General features: G+C 45.6%; 13 protein-coding genes and 1 tRNA gene. 2 read left to right on the forward strand and 12 right to left on the reverse strand.

Annotated elements, in window-relative coordinates; all coding sequences use genetic code 11:
- Positions 1-67 precede the first annotated feature (67 nt).
- The 7 genes from clpX to ispD all read right to left on the reverse strand — a co-directional run bounded on the left by clpX (position 68) and on the right by ispD (position 5,611).
- Positions 68-1,429, reverse strand: coding sequence for an ATP-dependent Clp protease ATP-binding subunit ClpX (gene clpX, locus AOC29_RS05460; protein WP_215297183.1), 1,362 nt, complete (start codon positions 1,427-1,429; stop codon positions 68-70).
- A gap of 35 nt (positions 1,430-1,464) precedes the next feature.
- Positions 1,465-2,094, reverse strand: coding sequence for an ATP-dependent Clp endopeptidase proteolytic subunit ClpP (gene clpP, locus AOC29_RS05465; RefSeq protein WP_215297184.1), 630 nt, complete (start codon positions 2,092-2,094; stop codon positions 1,465-1,467).
- A 31-nt stretch (positions 2,095-2,125) separates the two neighbouring features.
- Entirely contained in the window at positions 2,126-3,463 is a 1,338-nt protein-coding gene (gene tig, locus AOC29_RS05470) for a trigger factor (RefSeq protein WP_215297186.1), read from the reverse strand.
- Positions 3,464-3,520: 57 nt separating this feature from the next.
- A tRNA-Leu gene (locus tag AOC29_RS05475) sits at positions 3,521-3,607 on the reverse strand.
- Between the two features lie 67 nt (positions 3,608-3,674).
- Positions 3,675-4,265, reverse strand: coding sequence for a malonic semialdehyde reductase (locus AOC29_RS05480; protein WP_215297188.1), 591 nt, complete (start codon positions 4,263-4,265; stop codon positions 3,675-3,677).
- A 28-nt stretch (positions 4,266-4,293) separates the two neighbouring features.
- Positions 4,294-4,797, reverse strand: a complete 504-nt coding sequence (ispF, locus tag AOC29_RS05485; protein ID WP_215297190.1) for a 2-C-methyl-D-erythritol 2,4-cyclodiphosphate synthase — start codon at positions 4,795-4,797, stop codon at positions 4,294-4,296.
- A 10-nt stretch (positions 4,798-4,807) separates the two neighbouring features.
- Positions 4,808-5,611: a 2-C-methyl-D-erythritol 4-phosphate cytidylyltransferase gene (gene ispD, locus AOC29_RS05490; protein ID WP_251370077.1), complete on the reverse strand. Its 804-nt coding sequence runs from the start codon at positions 5,609-5,611 to the stop codon at positions 4,808-4,810.
- On the opposite strand from ispD, the gene mfd reads away from it, so the two are divergent.
- Together mfd and serB are read left to right on the forward strand one after the other, a co-directional pair.
- Positions 5,599-9,135: a transcription-repair coupling factor gene (gene mfd, locus AOC29_RS05495; protein WP_215297193.1), complete on the forward strand. Its 3,537-nt coding sequence runs from the start codon at positions 5,599-5,601 to the stop codon at positions 9,133-9,135. The two genes, ispD and mfd, sit on opposite strands and share 13 nt — an antisense overlap.
- A gap of 2 nt (positions 9,136-9,137) precedes the next feature.
- Positions 9,138-10,037 carry a phosphoserine phosphatase SerB gene (gene serB, locus AOC29_RS05500; RefSeq protein ID WP_251370078.1) on the forward strand — a complete coding sequence of 300 codons (900 nt, stop codon included), beginning with the start codon at positions 9,138-9,140 and terminating at the stop codon, positions 10,035-10,037.
- A gap of 15 nt (positions 10,038-10,052) precedes the next feature.
- Here the strand turns inward: serB and AOC29_RS05505 are convergent, their stop codons facing one another.
- From AOC29_RS05505 to phaC, 5 genes are all read right to left on the reverse strand, one after another.
- Positions 10,053-11,237, reverse strand: coding sequence for an acetyl-CoA C-acyltransferase family protein (locus tag AOC29_RS05505; protein ID WP_215297196.1), 1,185 nt, complete (start codon positions 11,235-11,237; stop codon positions 10,053-10,055).
- 79 nt (positions 11,238-11,316) lie between these two features.
- Positions 11,317-12,675 carry a 30S ribosomal protein S12 methylthiotransferase RimO gene (rimO, locus tag AOC29_RS05510; protein ID WP_215297198.1) on the reverse strand — a complete coding sequence of 453 codons (1,359 nt, stop codon included), beginning with the start codon at positions 12,673-12,675 and terminating at the stop codon, positions 11,317-11,319.
- Between the two features lie 2 nt (positions 12,676-12,677).
- Entirely contained in the window at positions 12,678-13,238 is a 561-nt protein-coding gene (gene phaR, locus AOC29_RS05515; RefSeq protein WP_215297200.1) for a polyhydroxyalkanoate synthesis repressor PhaR, read from the reverse strand.
- A gap of 108 nt (positions 13,239-13,346) precedes the next feature.
- Complete coding sequence (locus AOC29_RS05520) at positions 13,347-14,087, reverse strand: 3-ketoacyl-ACP reductase (RefSeq protein WP_215297202.1); 741 nt, start codon at positions 14,085-14,087, stop codon at positions 13,347-13,349.
- A 49-nt stretch (positions 14,088-14,136) separates the two neighbouring features.
- Positions 14,137-15,759, reverse strand: coding sequence for a class I poly(R)-hydroxyalkanoic acid synthase (gene phaC, locus AOC29_RS05525; RefSeq protein ID WP_215297204.1), 1,623 nt, complete (start codon positions 15,757-15,759; stop codon positions 14,137-14,139).
- Positions 15,760-15,814: the final 55 nt, after the last annotated feature.

Here is a 15,814-nt window from a genome sequence, read left to right on the forward strand (position 1 = left end):
AAATTCAAGGGGAAAAGGCGCAGAAAAGAGGCAAATAGGCCAAATAAATGGCAAAAACACTGAAAATTTAGGCTTTTTTGCTTAAATCGGATTGTTCGAGATCTTGTTTATAGACTAATAAGGGTTTCCCGCCCTCAGCAATGCTCGATTCGTCAATCACGACCTTTTGAACATTCTTTAAGGATGGCAAGTCGTACATCACATCCATCAAAGAGCCTTCCAGGATAGATCTCAGGCCACGTGCACCGGTTTTGCGGGCGATAGCCTTCTTAGCAATAGCCGAAAGCGCTTCTAGGCGGACTTCAAGCTCGGAGCCCTCCATGGTCAGTAAGGCTTGATATTGCTTTACCAGTGCATTTTTGGGTTCAGTCAGAATTTGAATTAAAGCCTCTTCATCAAGCTGAGCCAATGTAGCCACGACAGGCAAGCGACCAATCAATTCGGGAATCAAACCAAATTTAATCAGATCTTCTGGTTCAACTTCAACCAGCAAATCACTGACACCGCGATCGTCTTTACCAGGAACGACAGCATTGAAGCCAATACCGGTTTTAGCGGTACGTTGCTGAATCACTTTTTCTAAACCGTCAAAGGCACCGCCGCAGATAAACAAAATATTAGTGGTATCAACTTGAAGAAAATCTTGGTTTGGATGCTTGCGTCCACCTTGTGGTGGCACAGAGGCCATCGTACCCTCAACCAGCTTTAATAAAGCTTGTTGAACGCCCTCACCAGATACATCACGCGTAATCGATGGGTTATCTGACTTACGAGAAATCTTATCGATCTCATCAATGTACACAATACCGCGCTGCGCTTTTTCAACGTTGTAATCGCACGCTTGTAAAAGTTTTTGAATAATATTCTCTACGTCTTCACCAACGTAGCCAGCTTCAGTCAATGTGGTTGCATCAGCCATCACAAAAGGTACATCGAGCATACGAGCCAATGTTTGCGCTAACAATGTTTTGCCGGAACCAGTTGGTCCGATCAGCAAAATATTACTCTTTGCCAACTCAACTCCATCTACAATCGCCTTAGCAGCAAGCTTGGGTTCTTTTTTGTCAAGCGCCTCAACGGGTTTGCCGTCCTTATCTAACTTTACTTTTTTAGGCTTAGGGAGATATTGCAAACGCTTGTAATGGTTGTAAACAGCTACAGCCAAAGTCTTCTTAGCGTGTTCTTGACCAATCACATACTGATCAAGGTTTTCACGAATCTGGTGTGGGGTTGGCAGAGAACCATCACCCTCTTCTTTAGGAAGTTTGGCAATCTCTTCTTGAATAATATCGGTGCAAAGATCGATGCACTCATCACAGATGAATACAGAAGGGCCAGCAATCAGCTTTTTGACTTCGTGCTGACTCTTGCCACAAAAGGAGCAATACAAAACTTTATCAGTTGAATTGGTGCTCGTTGTATCGCTCAAAGTATTCGCTCAATCAGTGTAGTTAGGTATAGCGCTTAAGGGCGCTTTTCAATCACTTTATCGATCAGACCGTAATCACGCGCTTGTTCAGCAGACATGAAGTTGTCACGATCAGTATCTTTTGCAATCGTTTCGATTGATTGGCCAGTGCGATCAGCCAAGATCTTATTAAGACGCTCACGTAAATACAGAATCTCACGTGCTTGAATTTCAATATCTGAGGCCTGTCCGCGTGCGCCACCCAAAGGCTGATGGATCATGACGCGAGAGTTTGGCAATGCGTAGCGCTTCTCTTTTTCGCCGGCACATAATAAGAATGCACCCATACTGGCTGCCATACCCATGCACAAGGTGCTGACATTTGGTTTGATAAATTGCATCGTATCGTATATCGCCAAACCAGCAGATACCGATCCACCTGGTGAGTTGATATATAAAGAAATGTCTTTATCTGGGTTTTCGCTTTCCAAGAATAGTAACTGCGCTATTACCAAATTAGCCGTTTGATCATTCACTTCACCGACTAAGAACACGACGCGCTCTTTTAGGAGGCGCGAATAAATGTCGTATGCACGCTCACCTCGACCCGAGGTCTCGATAACCATCGGAACCAAACCCAATCCTTTCGGTTCTAAATCTTCAGATTGAAATTGATTCTGGATCATATTGAGGCCTTTTTATTAAATAAATGACAACTTAGTTTAGCTTGCTTAACTCTTCAAAGCTAATCGCCTTATCGTTCACCTTAGCTAAAGATGTGAAATATTTAATCACATTGTCTTCTAACACCAGATTTTCAATGTCTTTTAGGCGGCTTGGGTTGCTATAGAACCAACGAACTACTTCTTTAGGATCTTCGTAAGTAGCTGCCTGTTCATCAATTTCAGTCTTGATTTGGTCGGCAGTAGCTGCCAGGTTATTTTGCTTTACCAAGTCGCCTAAGATCAAACCAAGGCGCACCCGCTTGAGTGCCTGCTCAGCAAAAATCTCTGGAGGGATTGGGGCATCCTTAGCGTTTGGCACGCCGCGTTGAATGAGGTCTTCACGCGCACCTTGAACTAAGCGTTCCTGTTCAGACGCAACTAATGATTTAGGAACATCGAGTTCACATAATTCATTCACTTTGTCCATGACTTCACTTTTTAATAAGGAAGTAATGCGACGCTTTACTTCGCGATCTAAATTTTGTTTTACTTCTTCGCGCATTTTCGCAACGCCACCTTCGGTTACACCTAAGGAAAGTGCAAACGCATCATCTACTACAGGCAAGTGTGCCCAGTTAACAGACTTCACAGTAATGGTGAACTCTGCAGTTTTACCGGCTACATCTTTGCCATGGTAATCCGCCGGGAAGCTTAATGGAAATGACTTACTCTCGCCAACCTGTAATCCTAAGGTTGCCGCTTCAAACTCAGGAAGCATGCGCCCTTCACCTAAGACATATTCGAAGTCTTCTGCTTTTCCGCCAGTAAATTCAACGCCATCAATCTTGCCAACAAAGTCGATGATCACTTGGTCACCGTTTTGCGCGGCAGTATTAGCGCCACCATCACCATGGGGGCCAGCTTCGCCTCGGGGGTGGTAATGCACTTGTTGTTTACGCAATACGTCAAGTGCACGATCTATTTCTGCGTCACCAATCTCAGTGGTGTACTTAGTTACTTCCGCTTTACTGAAATCACCGACCTTGACTTCAGGCAGTACTTCAAAGAAAGCATCAAACACAATCGTGTCAGCATCGAGTTCGCTCTTTGGTTCTAGACGAGGCTGTCCAGCCAGCTTAACGCCCTCTTTTTGACTTTGCTCGTAAAAGAGTTCAGAAGCTTTATCAAACTGGAGTTCGAAATCCACTTGCATGCCATATTGCTTTTCAACAATATTCTTAGGCACCTTGCCTGGACGGAAGCCGGCCATTTTCATGGTCTTACCAACTTTAGCCAAACGAGCTTCGCGTGCTTTTGTCAAATCAGCACGAGCGAATTCCAAAGTCATTTTGCGGTCTAACGAACCTAAATTTTCTATCTGCACAGCCATTCTCGTCTCTTAATTGAAGATCTGGAAATGTGAAGTCCAAGCCAAGTAGCAATCTTGTGGTGCGAGGAGGGGGACTCGAACCCCCACACCATTTCTGGCGTCAGGACCTAAACCTGGTGCGTCTACCAATTTCGCCATCCTCGCGATATCCGCAAACACTGCCGAGCTTAAACTTCACTCTAAAGACCGTAATTCTACAATGCTTGAGGGTCTATAGGATCCTGCAGGCCTCATCAAAGGATGGGCGGGGAAGACGTGGCATCAAGCTAGAGGCATCTCCATAGCCAATATTGAGCAAAAAGTTCGCTTTTAACCTGCCGCCAGGGAAAAACTCAGCGTTCACCTTATCAGCATCAAAGCCACTCATAGCGCCACAATCTAGGCCTAGGGCTCTAACAGCCAAGATCAAATAAGCGCCTTGCAAGCTAGAGTTTCTGAAAGCCGTTGACTGAATATAGTCATCTTTCCCGATAAACCAACTTTTCGCATCTACATGGGGGAAAAGCTTAGGTAGCTGTTCATAAAAATCCAGATCCATACCAATAATGGCAGTTACTGGTGCACTTCTGGTTTTATCCACATTACTTGGATTAACGCAGGCTACTAAACGCTCTTTTTCCGCCGAGCTTTTGACAAAAAGAATGTGGGCTGGATTGCTGTTTACGGATGTGGGTGCAAATTTATAGAGCTCGTAAATTTGCTTCAGTTGCTCATCGCTGACGGATTTTGGTTGCCATGCATTATGCGTGCGTGCATCTATAAATAATTGCTTTAGTGCTACTTGATCAATGGAATGACCCATGAACTGCTCCAATGAGATTGAGAAAATATTATGACTTGTAAAGTAATGCCACGGCGTGCACTGCAATACCCTCGCCTCTACCAAGATGTCCAAGAGATTCATTTGTCTTGGCTTTGAGATTGACATGACTTGGTGTAACGGCAAGATCATGGGCAATATTACGAACCATCTCTGGTAAGAATTCAGCTAACTTGGGTTTTTGGCAGATGATGGTGGCATCCACATTGCCCACATGATATCCAGCAGCTTGAATCTTTTGTAATGCTGATCTAATTAAAATGCGGCTATCCATATCTTTGAATTGTGGATCAGTATCAGGAAACAGCTGACCAATATCATTCAAGCCTGCAGCACCTAGCAAAGCATCTGTCAGTGAATGTAATAACGCATCAGCATCTGAATGCCCTAACAAGCCCTTCTCATAAGGGACATGCACTCCGCCAAGAATAAGCTTGCGATCTGCCACTAAAGCATGCACGTCATAGCCTTGACCAATACGGAACTGAGGAATGTGAGGAGTAGTTTGTGTCATAGCTAGATCTTTATGAATGACTAGAGTTCAAAAGCAATTGCATTAATTCCCAATCGGCTGGATGAGTCACTTTGAAATTGCGAGTGGCACCCTCGATGAGTAGTGGTTTAACGCCTGATAACTCCATTGCACTGGCTTCATCAGTGACATCTGCTTCTTGTCTAATGGCATCTTGCAGCGCATCGTGTAATTTTTTTATACCAAACATTTGTGGCGTTTGAGCTTGCCAAAGATGTTTGCGAGGAATCGTTTTCTCTGTATGTGGCATATTGCCAGCAACCACAGAATCAAGATCGGCTTGCTTCAAAGTATCTGCTAATGGGATGGCCAATAAGCCTCCTGATGATGATTTCACGACAGAGGTGATGAGCTTATCGATTAAGGCTGGAGTAATGCCAGGACGGGCAGCGTCATGAACTAATACCCAATCATCAGCAGAGATGCCTGATTTCAACAATGCGCTCAAGGTATTGCGAACGGTTTCTTGGCGAGTGGGTCCACCGGTTGGTAAAAAGTGAATGGGCTTACCGTTCTCGCCGCTATTCATGCCATCGGCAAGAGTCTTGAGAATGGGGTTATCAATAAAACCAGGGGCAACACCGATCCATATAGACTCGATTTGGGGGGAATGCATGAAAGCTTCAAGGGCATAAGCCAACATCGGCTTTCCTGCCAACTGCTGAAACTGCTTAGGAAGCTCACCGCCTAGGCGAGAACCAGACCCTGCGGTTGGCAAGAGTGCGTGGCATTTCACTGTAGATTGATTTCCTAAGCCCATGCCTGATTCTATAATGAGCGCAGATGTCTGATGCATTAAATCTAGTACCCCCCATACCTGCGCCGCGGGCTGGGCAGCGCTTTACCTTCTCGGGGCTAGTAGGATCAGCTGATGCGGCTTTGCTTGCCCAATCTGCCCTGCGCTACCGCAACGATTTCTCCGTCATGGTGATTTTCTGTGCCCATGCCCAAGAAGCCCAAAGACTGGTTGAAGAGATTCCTGCTTTTGCTCCGAAACTCAAGGTCCGCTTATTGCCAGATTGGGAAATCCTCCCCTACGATCTCTTCTCGCCACACCAAGATTTAGTTTCGGAGCGACTCGCCACCCTCTATGAGTTACTCAATGGAAGTTGTGACATTGTTTTAGTTCCAGTGACTACTGCGCTCCAGCGTCTAGGTCCCCCGCAATTTTTATCAGGTCACACGTTTTTCTTCAGACAAGGCGATAAGCTCAATGAATCAGCCTTAAGACTGCAATTGCAACAAGCGGGTTACGACCCTGTCAGCGCTGTGATGCGACCAGGTGAATATAGTATTCGTGGTGGCCTCATCGACTTATTTCCCATGGGCTCCAGCTTGCCCTATCGTCTCGATTTGTTTGGTGATGAGATTGAGCAGATCCGCTCTTTTGATCCTGATACACAACGCAGCTTGTATCCTGTAAAAGAGGTTCGATTACTACCGGGTCACGAGTTTCCCTTTAATGATGAAGCACGCACTGCCTTTAGAGGCCGTTGGCGCGAGGTATTTGAAGGTGACCCAACCCGTTGCACCATCTACAAGGATGCCAACCTAGGTATACCCAGTGCTGGCATCGAATCCTACTTACCTTTATTTTTTGAAGAGCAGTCCAGTCTATTTGATTACTTCCCTAGATCGGGTGATCCCGTTTGGCTAGTCAACATTGGTAATGCAGAAGAATCTATTCGCAGTTTTTGGAAAGACACTCTCTCTCGCTATGAATTTCTCAAACATGACTTAGATCGCCCAATTCTTCCGCCAAAAGAATTATTTCTCGATGTGGATGAATTCTTCACCACCACTAAGCCCTATGCCCGCTTAGTTTTAGACAATGAAGAGAATGAGGCCAAGCAATTTTTACCCGTTCCTGATGTTGCTGTTCATCGCCGCGATACTGATCCGATAGCGCGCTTGCGCCAGCTTGTTGCTCAAGAGAAACTCCGCATCCTGATGTGTAGTGATAGTGCGGGACGTAAAGAATCTATTCGGCAATTGCTTGAGGAAAGTAATTCTGTAACTGGTCAACATGGTAAGCCGCTTTTCCAGCTCAAGCCTAAAGGCTTTGAAAGCATCGCTGATTTCATGAAAAGTGATGCTCTGTTTGGCTTAGTGACTGCCTCACTTTTTAATGGCTTTCTTTGGCAAGCAGAAAATGTACTGGTTATTACAGAGGCAGAATTATTTACCTCAACAGCAAGACAAAGACGTAAGAGTAAAGGTTCAGAAAATGCTGATCCCGATATGCTCTTTAAGGATTTGTCTGAGCTCAAGATTGGCGACCCGGTAGTACATGCAGAACATGGGATCGGTCGATACCAAGGATTAGTTCTACTTAATCTTGTCCCATCTAAAGAAGCGCCCATTTTTGAAGAGTTCTTGCACTTGCAATACGCGGGGCAAGCAACACTGTATGTACCCGTTCAGCAATTACAGATGGTGACCCGTTACGCGGGCTCTGACCCTGATTCGGCACCCTTGCATCAACTGGGCTCTGGTCAGTGGGATAAAGCCAAAAGAAAAGCTGCTCAACAAATTCGCGATACGGCTGCAGAACTCTTAGGCCTTTATGCAGCCAGAGCCATTCGTAAAGGACATGCGTTTGAATTCTCAGCCCATGACTATGCAGCATTTGCTGAAAGTTTTGGCTTTGAAGAAACACCCGATCAGGCCAACGCCATTGCAGCAGTGATAGGCGATATGACTAGCGGCACTCCAATGGATCGCTTAGTGTGCGGTGATGTTGGCTTTGGCAAAACAGAAGTTGCTCTACGCGCAAGCTTTGTCGCCGTAATGGGTGGCAAACAGGTTGCCATTTTGGCTCCAACCACCTTACTTGCCGAACAACATGTCGCCACTTGGAAAGATCGCTTTGCTGATTGGCCGGTGAAAATTGTTGAGCTATCTCGCTTTAAGACCACGAAAGAAATTAATGCAGCGCTTGAAGCGATCGCCAAAGGAGAAGCCGACATCATTATCGGCACCCATAAATTGCTCTCTAAAGAAACGCAATTTGCTAATCTGGGTTTAGTCATCGTGGATGAAGAGCATCGGTTTGGAGTGCGTCAAAAGGATGCGCTCAAAGCCTTACGTGCAGAAGTTGATATTCTGACTTTGACGGCTACACCCATCCCAAGAACATTGGGGATGGCAATGGAAGGACTGCGCGAGTTCTCCATTATAGCAACGGCACCACAAAAACGCTTAGCAATTAAGACCTTTGTTCGTCGTGAAGGAGATGGCGTCATTCGTGAAGCTGTCCTACGTGAGATTAAGCGTGGTGGTCAGGTCTACTTCTTGCACAATGAAGTAGAAACGATTCAAAATCGTAAACACGCTTTGCAGGAGCTGATTCCTGAGGCGAGCATCAGCGTGGCTCACGGGCAAATGCATGAAAGAGAGCTTGAATCTGTCATGCGTGAGTTTGTCACTCAACGCACCAATATTCTGCTGTGTACTACCATTATTGAGACCGGCATCGATGTACCTACAGCTAACACCATCATCATGCATCGTGCGGATAAGTTTGGCTTGGCGCAGTTACATCAACTGCGTGGTCGTGTTGGGCGCTCTCACCATCAGGCTTATGCATACCTATTGGTACCTGATCCTGAGGCCCTCAGTAAACAAGCCCAATTGCGTTTGAATGCTATTCAAGCCATGGAAGAGCTTGGCTCTGGCTTCTACTTAGCGATGCACGATTTAGAGATACGCGGTGCTGGGGAAGTCTTAGGGGATAAACAGTCGGGCGAAATTCATGAAATTGGCTTTCAGCTATATACCGAGATGCTTAATCGCGCGGTGAAGTCTCTGCGTAGTGGTAAGGAGCCAGACCTGCTCTCTCCTTTGCAAGCCACTACCGATGTCAATTTAGGTGTGCCCGCCCTGTTCCCTGAAGACTATTGCCCTGACGTACATGAGCGCCTCTCTTTATATAAGCGCTTTGCTGGTTGTAATGATTTTTCCGAATTAATGGGTCTACGTGAAGAGTTGGTAGATCGCTTTGGCGATTTACCAGACCAAGCCAAATCTTTTTATGAAACCCACCGCCTGCGTTTAGAAATGGTTGGTTTTGGTATTAAGAAAATAGATGCCAGCACAGCTTCTATCCAAATTCAATTTATTCCAAACCCACCGATTGACCCAATGAAGATTATTCAGCTGATTCAGTCATCAAAACACATTCAGCTGAATGGCCAAGATAAGTTAAAAGTACTGCCCCAAAAAGACCGAGAGTTTGAGAAGCTTGAGCAGCGCTTGGATGTCATTCGACAAGTTTTGCGCCGCTTAAACGAGTCAGCCGTTCTAAGCACTATCATTTAGCTATGCCTAAGCACCAACCGCACCAAACTCTTGTCGCTCTTTCTCGGGAACCCATTTCTGAAAAGCTCATTTTTGAACTGAAGGATCGGGCTTTGCAGTTTGGCGCCACTTTGCACAGTCTTGGCGGTCAAAGATCGAACGGCCCATACCATTCAGATCGTTGGGATTGCAATCAGCACCTAGACATCACTCAGAGAGAATCTTTACGGTCTATTGCAAATATCCATCGGGTAGACCTATGCTTTCTGCAATCAAATTTAATGGTACAAGATATTCGTGTTCTTGCCATGGATATGGACTCTACCCTCATCAATATTGAATGCATCGATGAGATTGCAGACTTTACGGGCAAAAAATCAGCCGTTGCCCAAATTACTGAAGCCACAATGCGCGGTGAGATTAAAGATTTTAAAGAAAGTTTGCGCAGACGCGTAGCGCTTTTAGAGGGTGTACACGCTGATGCTTTGGAATCAGTCTATCGTGAACGCTTACGCCCAAATCCTGGTGCCATTGAGCTTCTTGCAGGCGCCCATCAACGTGGACTCTATACCCTGCTCGTCTCTGGAGGCTTTACCTTCTTCACAGAAAAATTACGGCAACAATTGGGATTCAAGCAATCCCAAGCTAATACGCTCGAGATCATTGATGGCAGGCTCACTGGCAAGGTGCTCGGCGATATTGTTGATGGCGCCGCGAAAGCGGCTCATTTAGATGACGCCTGCCGCAACTTAGGTTGCAGCAAAGCCAACGCAATCACGATGGGTGATGGTGCAAACGATCTGATCATGATGAATGGCTCAGGTATTAGTGTTGCCTATCAAGCAAAACCCATCGTTAAAGAAAAAGCCGACGCGGCTTTTGACCACGTCGGCTTGGATGCTGCTTTGCTGCTGATTACTTAAGATTACTTAGGCGATTTACATACGCTCAAAAATAGTCGCAATACCTTGACCGCCACCGATACACATGGTGACCAAAGCATATTTGCCTTGTACACGCTGTAATTCATGAAGCGCTTTAGTTGCAATCGCTGCACCAGAGCAGCCAATAGGGTGACCTAAAGCAATCGCTCCACCATTCACGTTCGTCTTAGCAGGATCTAAACCGAGGCCTTTCGTAACTGCCAAAGCTTGCGCTGCAAACGCTTCGTTAGACTCGATCACATCGATTTGATCTAATTTCAGGCCAGCGCGCTCCAGAGCAAGTTTGGTCGCAGGGATTGGGCCTTCGCCCATAATGTGGTTTGGAACGCCAGCTACTGCGTATGACACTAAACGTGCGATAGGTTTATGCCCAGCCTTCTTAGCAGTTTCAGCATCAGCCAATACAAAAAACGCTGCGCCGTCATTAATACCAGATGCATTGCCAGCAGTCACTGAGCCGCCTTCTTTTTTAAACACGGCCTTCATCTTGGCAAGTGTTTCCATAGTGGTATCAGGCTTGCAATGCTCATCGGTATCAAACACGATGTCGCCCTTGCGAGTTTTGATCGTGATTGGAACGATTTGTGATTTAAAGCGGCCTTCTTTAATGGCATTTGCTGCACGACGGTGTGACTCCACTGCCAATGCATCTTGCTCTTCACGGGTGAGCTTCCATTTTTCAACCAGGTTTTCTGCTGTAACGCCCATATGGCCAACACCAAATGGATCAGTTAGAACAGCCACCATTAAATCGAGCATTTTGGTATCACCCATACGAGCGCCACTGCGCATCGCTGGTGAACCATACATACCGCGCGACATTACTTCAACACCACCACCAATACCGTAATCACAATCACCCAACATAATTTGCTGAGCAGTGGTCACAATCGCTTGCAAACCAGAACTGCACAAACGGTTCAGCGCCATTGCGACAGAATCCATAGGCAAACCTGCCTGAATCGAAGCAACCCGTGCAACGTAAGCGTAACGACTATCAGTTGGAATCGTGTTGCCAACCGTCACGTAATTAATCAAAGCGGGATCTACACCAGAGCGAGTTACTGCTTCTTTCATGACGATTCCACCAAGCTCTGAAGGCTCAAAGCTGCTCAAAGAACCATTGAAGGTACCGATTGCTGAACGAACAGCACTTAAGACAACGACATCACGACTCATATCAATCCCCTTAGCTATGCCCAAAAATGGGCTGAATTTCCACTTACTTCATTAAACAAATAATATATTTAAAAAATCTTCAAGTTTCGGCTATTAGATCATGCCCTTGGGAGCTAATGACAGTAGCGCGGATGATTTCTCCGGCTCGGTACCGCTTAGAAGGCTTACTGGGAGGCAAAACCCTGACTAAACCATCGATTTCAGGGGCATCACCAATGCTGCGGCCAATTCCACCAGATTCGTCTACCCGATCAATCATGACTTGGATTCGCTTGCCGACTTTCTTGGTAAGCCGCTGAATAGAAATTTCTTCGGCTTTAGCCATAAATCTGGCTTTGCGTTCATCACGAATAGCCTCGGGCACTGGGTTATCTAACTGATTGGCAGTTGCGCCATCCACAGGGGAATAAGCAAAACATCCAGCACGGTCAATTTGGGCTTCATCAAAAAAGTTGAGCAAGTGCTCAAATTCCTCTTCAGTCTCGCCAGGGAAGCCTGCAATAAAAGTACTGCGAATCACTAACTCAGGACAAGCTTGGCGCCAAGCCAGAATGCGCTCTATATTTTTTTCACCACTAGCAGGACGCTTCATACGCTTAAGGACATCTGGGTGGGCATGCTGTAAAGGAATATCGAGATAGGGCAAAACACCATAACCGTACTCTGAGAACTCCGCCATTAAAGGCAATATGTCATCCACATGAGGATATGGGTAAACGTAATGGAGCCTTACCCAGGCTTGATGTTCGCGTGCGATTTGATTTAGGGCATTCACCAGATCAAACATTCTGGTTTTGACTGGCTTGCCATCCCAAAAGCCAGTGCGATATTGAATGTCAACACCGTAAGCACTAGTGTCTTGTGATACGACCAACAGTTCTTTAACGCCCGACTCAAAGAGACGCTTAGCCTCTTGCAACACTTCGCCAATGGGGCGAGAAACTAAGTCTCCGCGCATGCTAGGAATAATGCAGAACGTGCAGCGATGATTGCAGCCTTCAGAAATCTTGAGGTACGCATAATGCTTTGGCGTAAGCTTCACACCAATCGGCGGAACTAAATCAGTGAAGGGATCATGTGGTTTAGGCAGATGCAAGTGGATTGCCTGCATCACCTCAGCAGTCGCATGTGGGCCGGTAACGGCGAGAACTTTCGGGTGAATGCTTTGGATCAGATCGCTACCATCTGCATTTTTTCTGGCACCTAAGCAACCAGTAACAATCACTTTGCCATTTTCTGCGAGCGCCTCACCGATGGCAGACAGACTCTCCTCCACAGCGGAGTCAATAAATCCACAAGTATTAACAACGACGAGATCAGCGCCAGAATAATCTTTAGCAGTCTCATAACCCTCTGCACTCAGTTGCGTGAGGATCAGCTCAGAATCTACTAAAGCCTTGGGGCAACCCAAGGATACAAAACCAATTTTTCCAGCCACAACTATTCTTTTTCGGTTTTATTAGGCTGTGGTGAAAATGGAAAGCTACTGAACATATTGTGAGAGCCTTGCATCTGCTCCTGCATCTTGACGAACAAGTCTTTACTCTGTTCCATGTAGTTCCCCATCAAACCCTGCATGAGGGGGTTCTGGAGGTTTAGCATTTGTGACCAGGCCTCAGGAGTACTGCTAGCACCCAAGCCTCTAGTTTGATCACCTAACTTGTTGTGAATATCTACAAAAGATTGCATGGTCTTTTCGAGATAATTGCCCATCAAACCTTGCATCGAGTTTCCATAGAAACGAATGATTTGGGAAAGCATTTGGGATGAGAATACGGGTGCGCCACCAGCCTCTTCTTCCAAAATAATTTGCAACAGAATATTGCGCGTCAGATCTTCATCTGTTTTGGCATCAACGACCTTAAAACTTTCACTAGTCATGACCAGGCCTTTGATGTCAGCTAAGGTGACATAAGTACTGGTCTGGGTGTCATAGAGACGACGATTGGGATACTTCTTAATCAGCCGATCTTCACCAACTCTTTTGGTACGGGTAGCCATTTTTTTCCTTACGGTTTACTGCAACGCAACATCGGCATAGTTTATCCCTAGTTTAAGCAAAAGGAAAATAAGCCATGTTGCGCTACAACAAAATACTTTTTACCTACATTAACCAGTGTGAATACCGCCATTGAGGGAGAAGTCTGCCCCAGTCGCATAGCCACCATCTTCAGATGCAATCCAGCAGCATATAGAAGCAATCTCATCCGGGGTTCCTAAGCGCTTTACAGGAATCCCAGCAACAATCTTCTCCAAGACATCCTCGCGAATAGCCTTAACCATATCGGTGCCGATATAACCGGGCGAAACCGTATTCACAGTAACGCCTTTGGTAGCTACTTCTTGTGCCAAAGCCATAGTGAAGCCATGCAGACCTGCTTTTGCAGTGGAATAGTTGCATTGACCAAACTGACCTTTTTGGCCATTCACAGAGGAAATATTAATAATTCTTCCCCAGTTGTTATCCACCATACCGTCAATCACTTGCTTGGTGACATTAAACAAGGAATTCAGATTGGTATCAATCACCGCTTTCCAAGCATCAGGAGTCATCTTGCGGAAAACGCTATCGCGTGTGATACCTGCGTTATTAACTAAAACATCAACCCGACCAACCTCTGCTTTGACCTTTTCAAAGGCGGCAACCGTGCTATCCCAGTCCGATACGTTACCCTCTGAGGCAATGAAGTCATAGCCTAAGGCTTTTTGCTCACCAATCCAACGGTCCTTACGTGGTGAATTTGGGCCACAGCCTGCAATCACCTTAAATCCATCTTTTGCCAAACGTTGGCAAATAGCGGTACCAATGCCACCCATACCACCAGTTACGTATGCGACTTTTTGAGACATCACTTTCCCCTTAAAAAAACCTTCGTTAATGATTTATCTTGCAATCGGACTATGCTGCTTTTTCTTTCACATAAATGCCCGGAGCAGCTTCCATCTTTTGATATTTCGTATTACCAAATGTTTTGCTAGCCGGCTTTTGTTCGCCACCAAATGGTTCAAGCCATTTAGTGTAGTTGGGCCACCAACTTCCAGGAATCTGCTTAGCGCCTTCAACCCACTTTTCTGCCGTAGATGCAATCTTGTTATTTTCAAAGTAGTAGCGCTTATTTTTAGCGGGCGGATTAATGACGCCAGCAATGTGCCCAGAGGCACCTAACACAAAACGATTTTTTCCCTTCAAAATATGGGTAGACTGATAAGCAGATTGCCAAGGAACAATGTGATCTTCTTGTGAGGCATAGACATATGCAGGACATTTGATCTTGCCCAAATCAACCTTCTCACCGCAAATCTTCACCTTGCCAGGTTTAATCAGATCATTTTGCAAGTAGGTATGACGCAAATACCAACAATACATATTGCCCGGTAAGTTCGTGGAATCACCGTTCCAGTACAACAAATCAAATGGTGGCGGAGAATTTCCCTTCAGGTAATTCTCGACAACATAATTCCAGACTAAATCGTTTGGACGCAAGAATGAGAAGGTATTGCCTAGATCAAGACCGGACATCATGCCGTATTTGCCACCCTTACCGCCAATGGTATTCTCGCGCATCTCGACCATGCCTTCATCAATGAAGACATCCAAGATGCCAGTGTTCGTAAAGTCAAGCAAAGTCGTAAATAGCGTCAAGCTAGCCGCTGGATGTTCATCACGCGCAGCTAAGACGGCAAGCGCTGAAGTTGTTAAGGTTCCACCAACGCAAAAGCCTAGGATATTGATCTGCTTTGATTCACTAATATTTTGAGCGACTTCAATCGCCTTAATAACGCCTTTACCCACATAGTCATTCCAACTCACCTCTGCCATCGAGGCATCTGGATTCTTCCAAGAAACTAGAAAGACAGTATGCCCTTGCGAAACCATATGACGGACTACCGAGTTATCAGGTTGCAAATCCAGAATGTAGTACTTATTAATACAAGGGGGCACCATTAAGTATGGGCGCTCGAAAACCGTTTCCGTTAATGGCGTGTATTGAATCAGCTCAAATAACTCATTACGAAACACCACATGACCTTCTGTAGTAGCAATATTTTTTCCAACCTCAAAAGCACTTTCATCGGTGATCGAGACTTTGCCCTTTTTCATATCCCCAAGGAGATTCACAATTCCTTTTTGAATGGATTGACCTTGAGTGCTAATAATATTTTCCAAAACCTCTGGATTAGTGGCAATGAAATTCGATGGTGAGAGTGCGTCAATCATTTGTTCGGTCGTGAACAAAATTTTCTGACGAGTCTTTTCATCCGTCTCTACTGCTTGCGCCAAAGATATTAAATGTTTGGAGTTCAATAAATAAGTGGCAGCAATCACTTTGCTCCATGAGGAATGCCAAGCCTTGCCAGCAAAGCGACGGTCTTTGACTTCTATCGCCTCAGGATTGGTAGCAATATGCGCAAGCTCTGCAAAATATTCTTTTTGAATTTCAGTTAAACGCTCTTGTGGAATCAGCGCCATATGGTGCGGCGCCAAAGAAGGCGTTGCACCCGGATTCATACCTGCAAACATAGTGATCTCTTTAAATTAGTAAAGCCATTCTCCATCCATAAGGCATATAGAGTTA

The organism is Polynucleobacter sp. JS-JIR-5-A7, from assembly GCF_018687935.1.
GTDB lineage: Bacteria > Pseudomonadota > Gammaproteobacteria > Burkholderiales > Burkholderiaceae > Polynucleobacter.

What these genes read in the sequence shown, in the direction of transcription:
- clpP (WP_215297184.1), bottom strand. Translation starts at nt 2,094, where the DNA reads ATGATCCAGAATCAATTTCAATCTGAAGATTTAGAACCGAAAGGATTG.
- tig (WP_215297186.1), bottom strand. Translation starts at nt 3,463, where the DNA reads ATGGCTGTGCAGATAGAAAATTTAGGTTCGTTAGACCGCAAAATGACT.
- AOC29_RS05480 (WP_215297188.1), bottom strand. Translation starts at nt 4,265, where the DNA reads ATGGGTCATTCCATTGATCAAGTAGCACTAAAGCAATTATTTATAGAT.
- ispF (WP_215297190.1), bottom strand. Translation starts at nt 4,797, where the DNA reads ATGACACAAACTACTCCTCACATTCCTCAGTTCCGTATTGGTCAAGGC.
- mfd (WP_215297193.1), top strand. Translation starts at nt 5,599, where the DNA reads ATGTCTGATGCATTAAATCTAGTACCCCCCATACCTGCGCCGCGGGCT.
- ispD (WP_251370077.1), bottom strand. Translation starts at nt 5,611, where the DNA reads ATGCATCAGACATCTGCGCTCATTATAGAATCAGGCATGGGCTTAGGA.
- serB (WP_251370078.1), top strand. Translation starts at nt 9,138, where the DNA reads ATGCCTAAGCACCAACCGCACCAAACTCTTGTCGCTCTTTCTCGGGAA.
- AOC29_RS05505 (WP_215297196.1), bottom strand. Translation starts at nt 11,237, where the DNA reads ATGAGTCGTGATGTCGTTGTCTTAAGTGCTGTTCGTTCAGCAATCGGT.
- phaR (WP_215297200.1), bottom strand. Translation starts at nt 13,238, where the DNA reads ATGGCTACCCGTACCAAAAGAGTTGGTGAAGATCGGCTGATTAAGAAG.
- AOC29_RS05520 (WP_215297202.1), bottom strand. Translation starts at nt 14,087, where the DNA reads ATGTCTCAAAAAGTCGCATACGTAACTGGTGGTATGGGTGGCATTGGT.
- phaC (WP_215297204.1), bottom strand. Translation starts at nt 15,759, where the DNA reads ATGTTTGCAGGTATGAATCCGGGTGCAACGCCTTCTTTGGCGCCGCAC.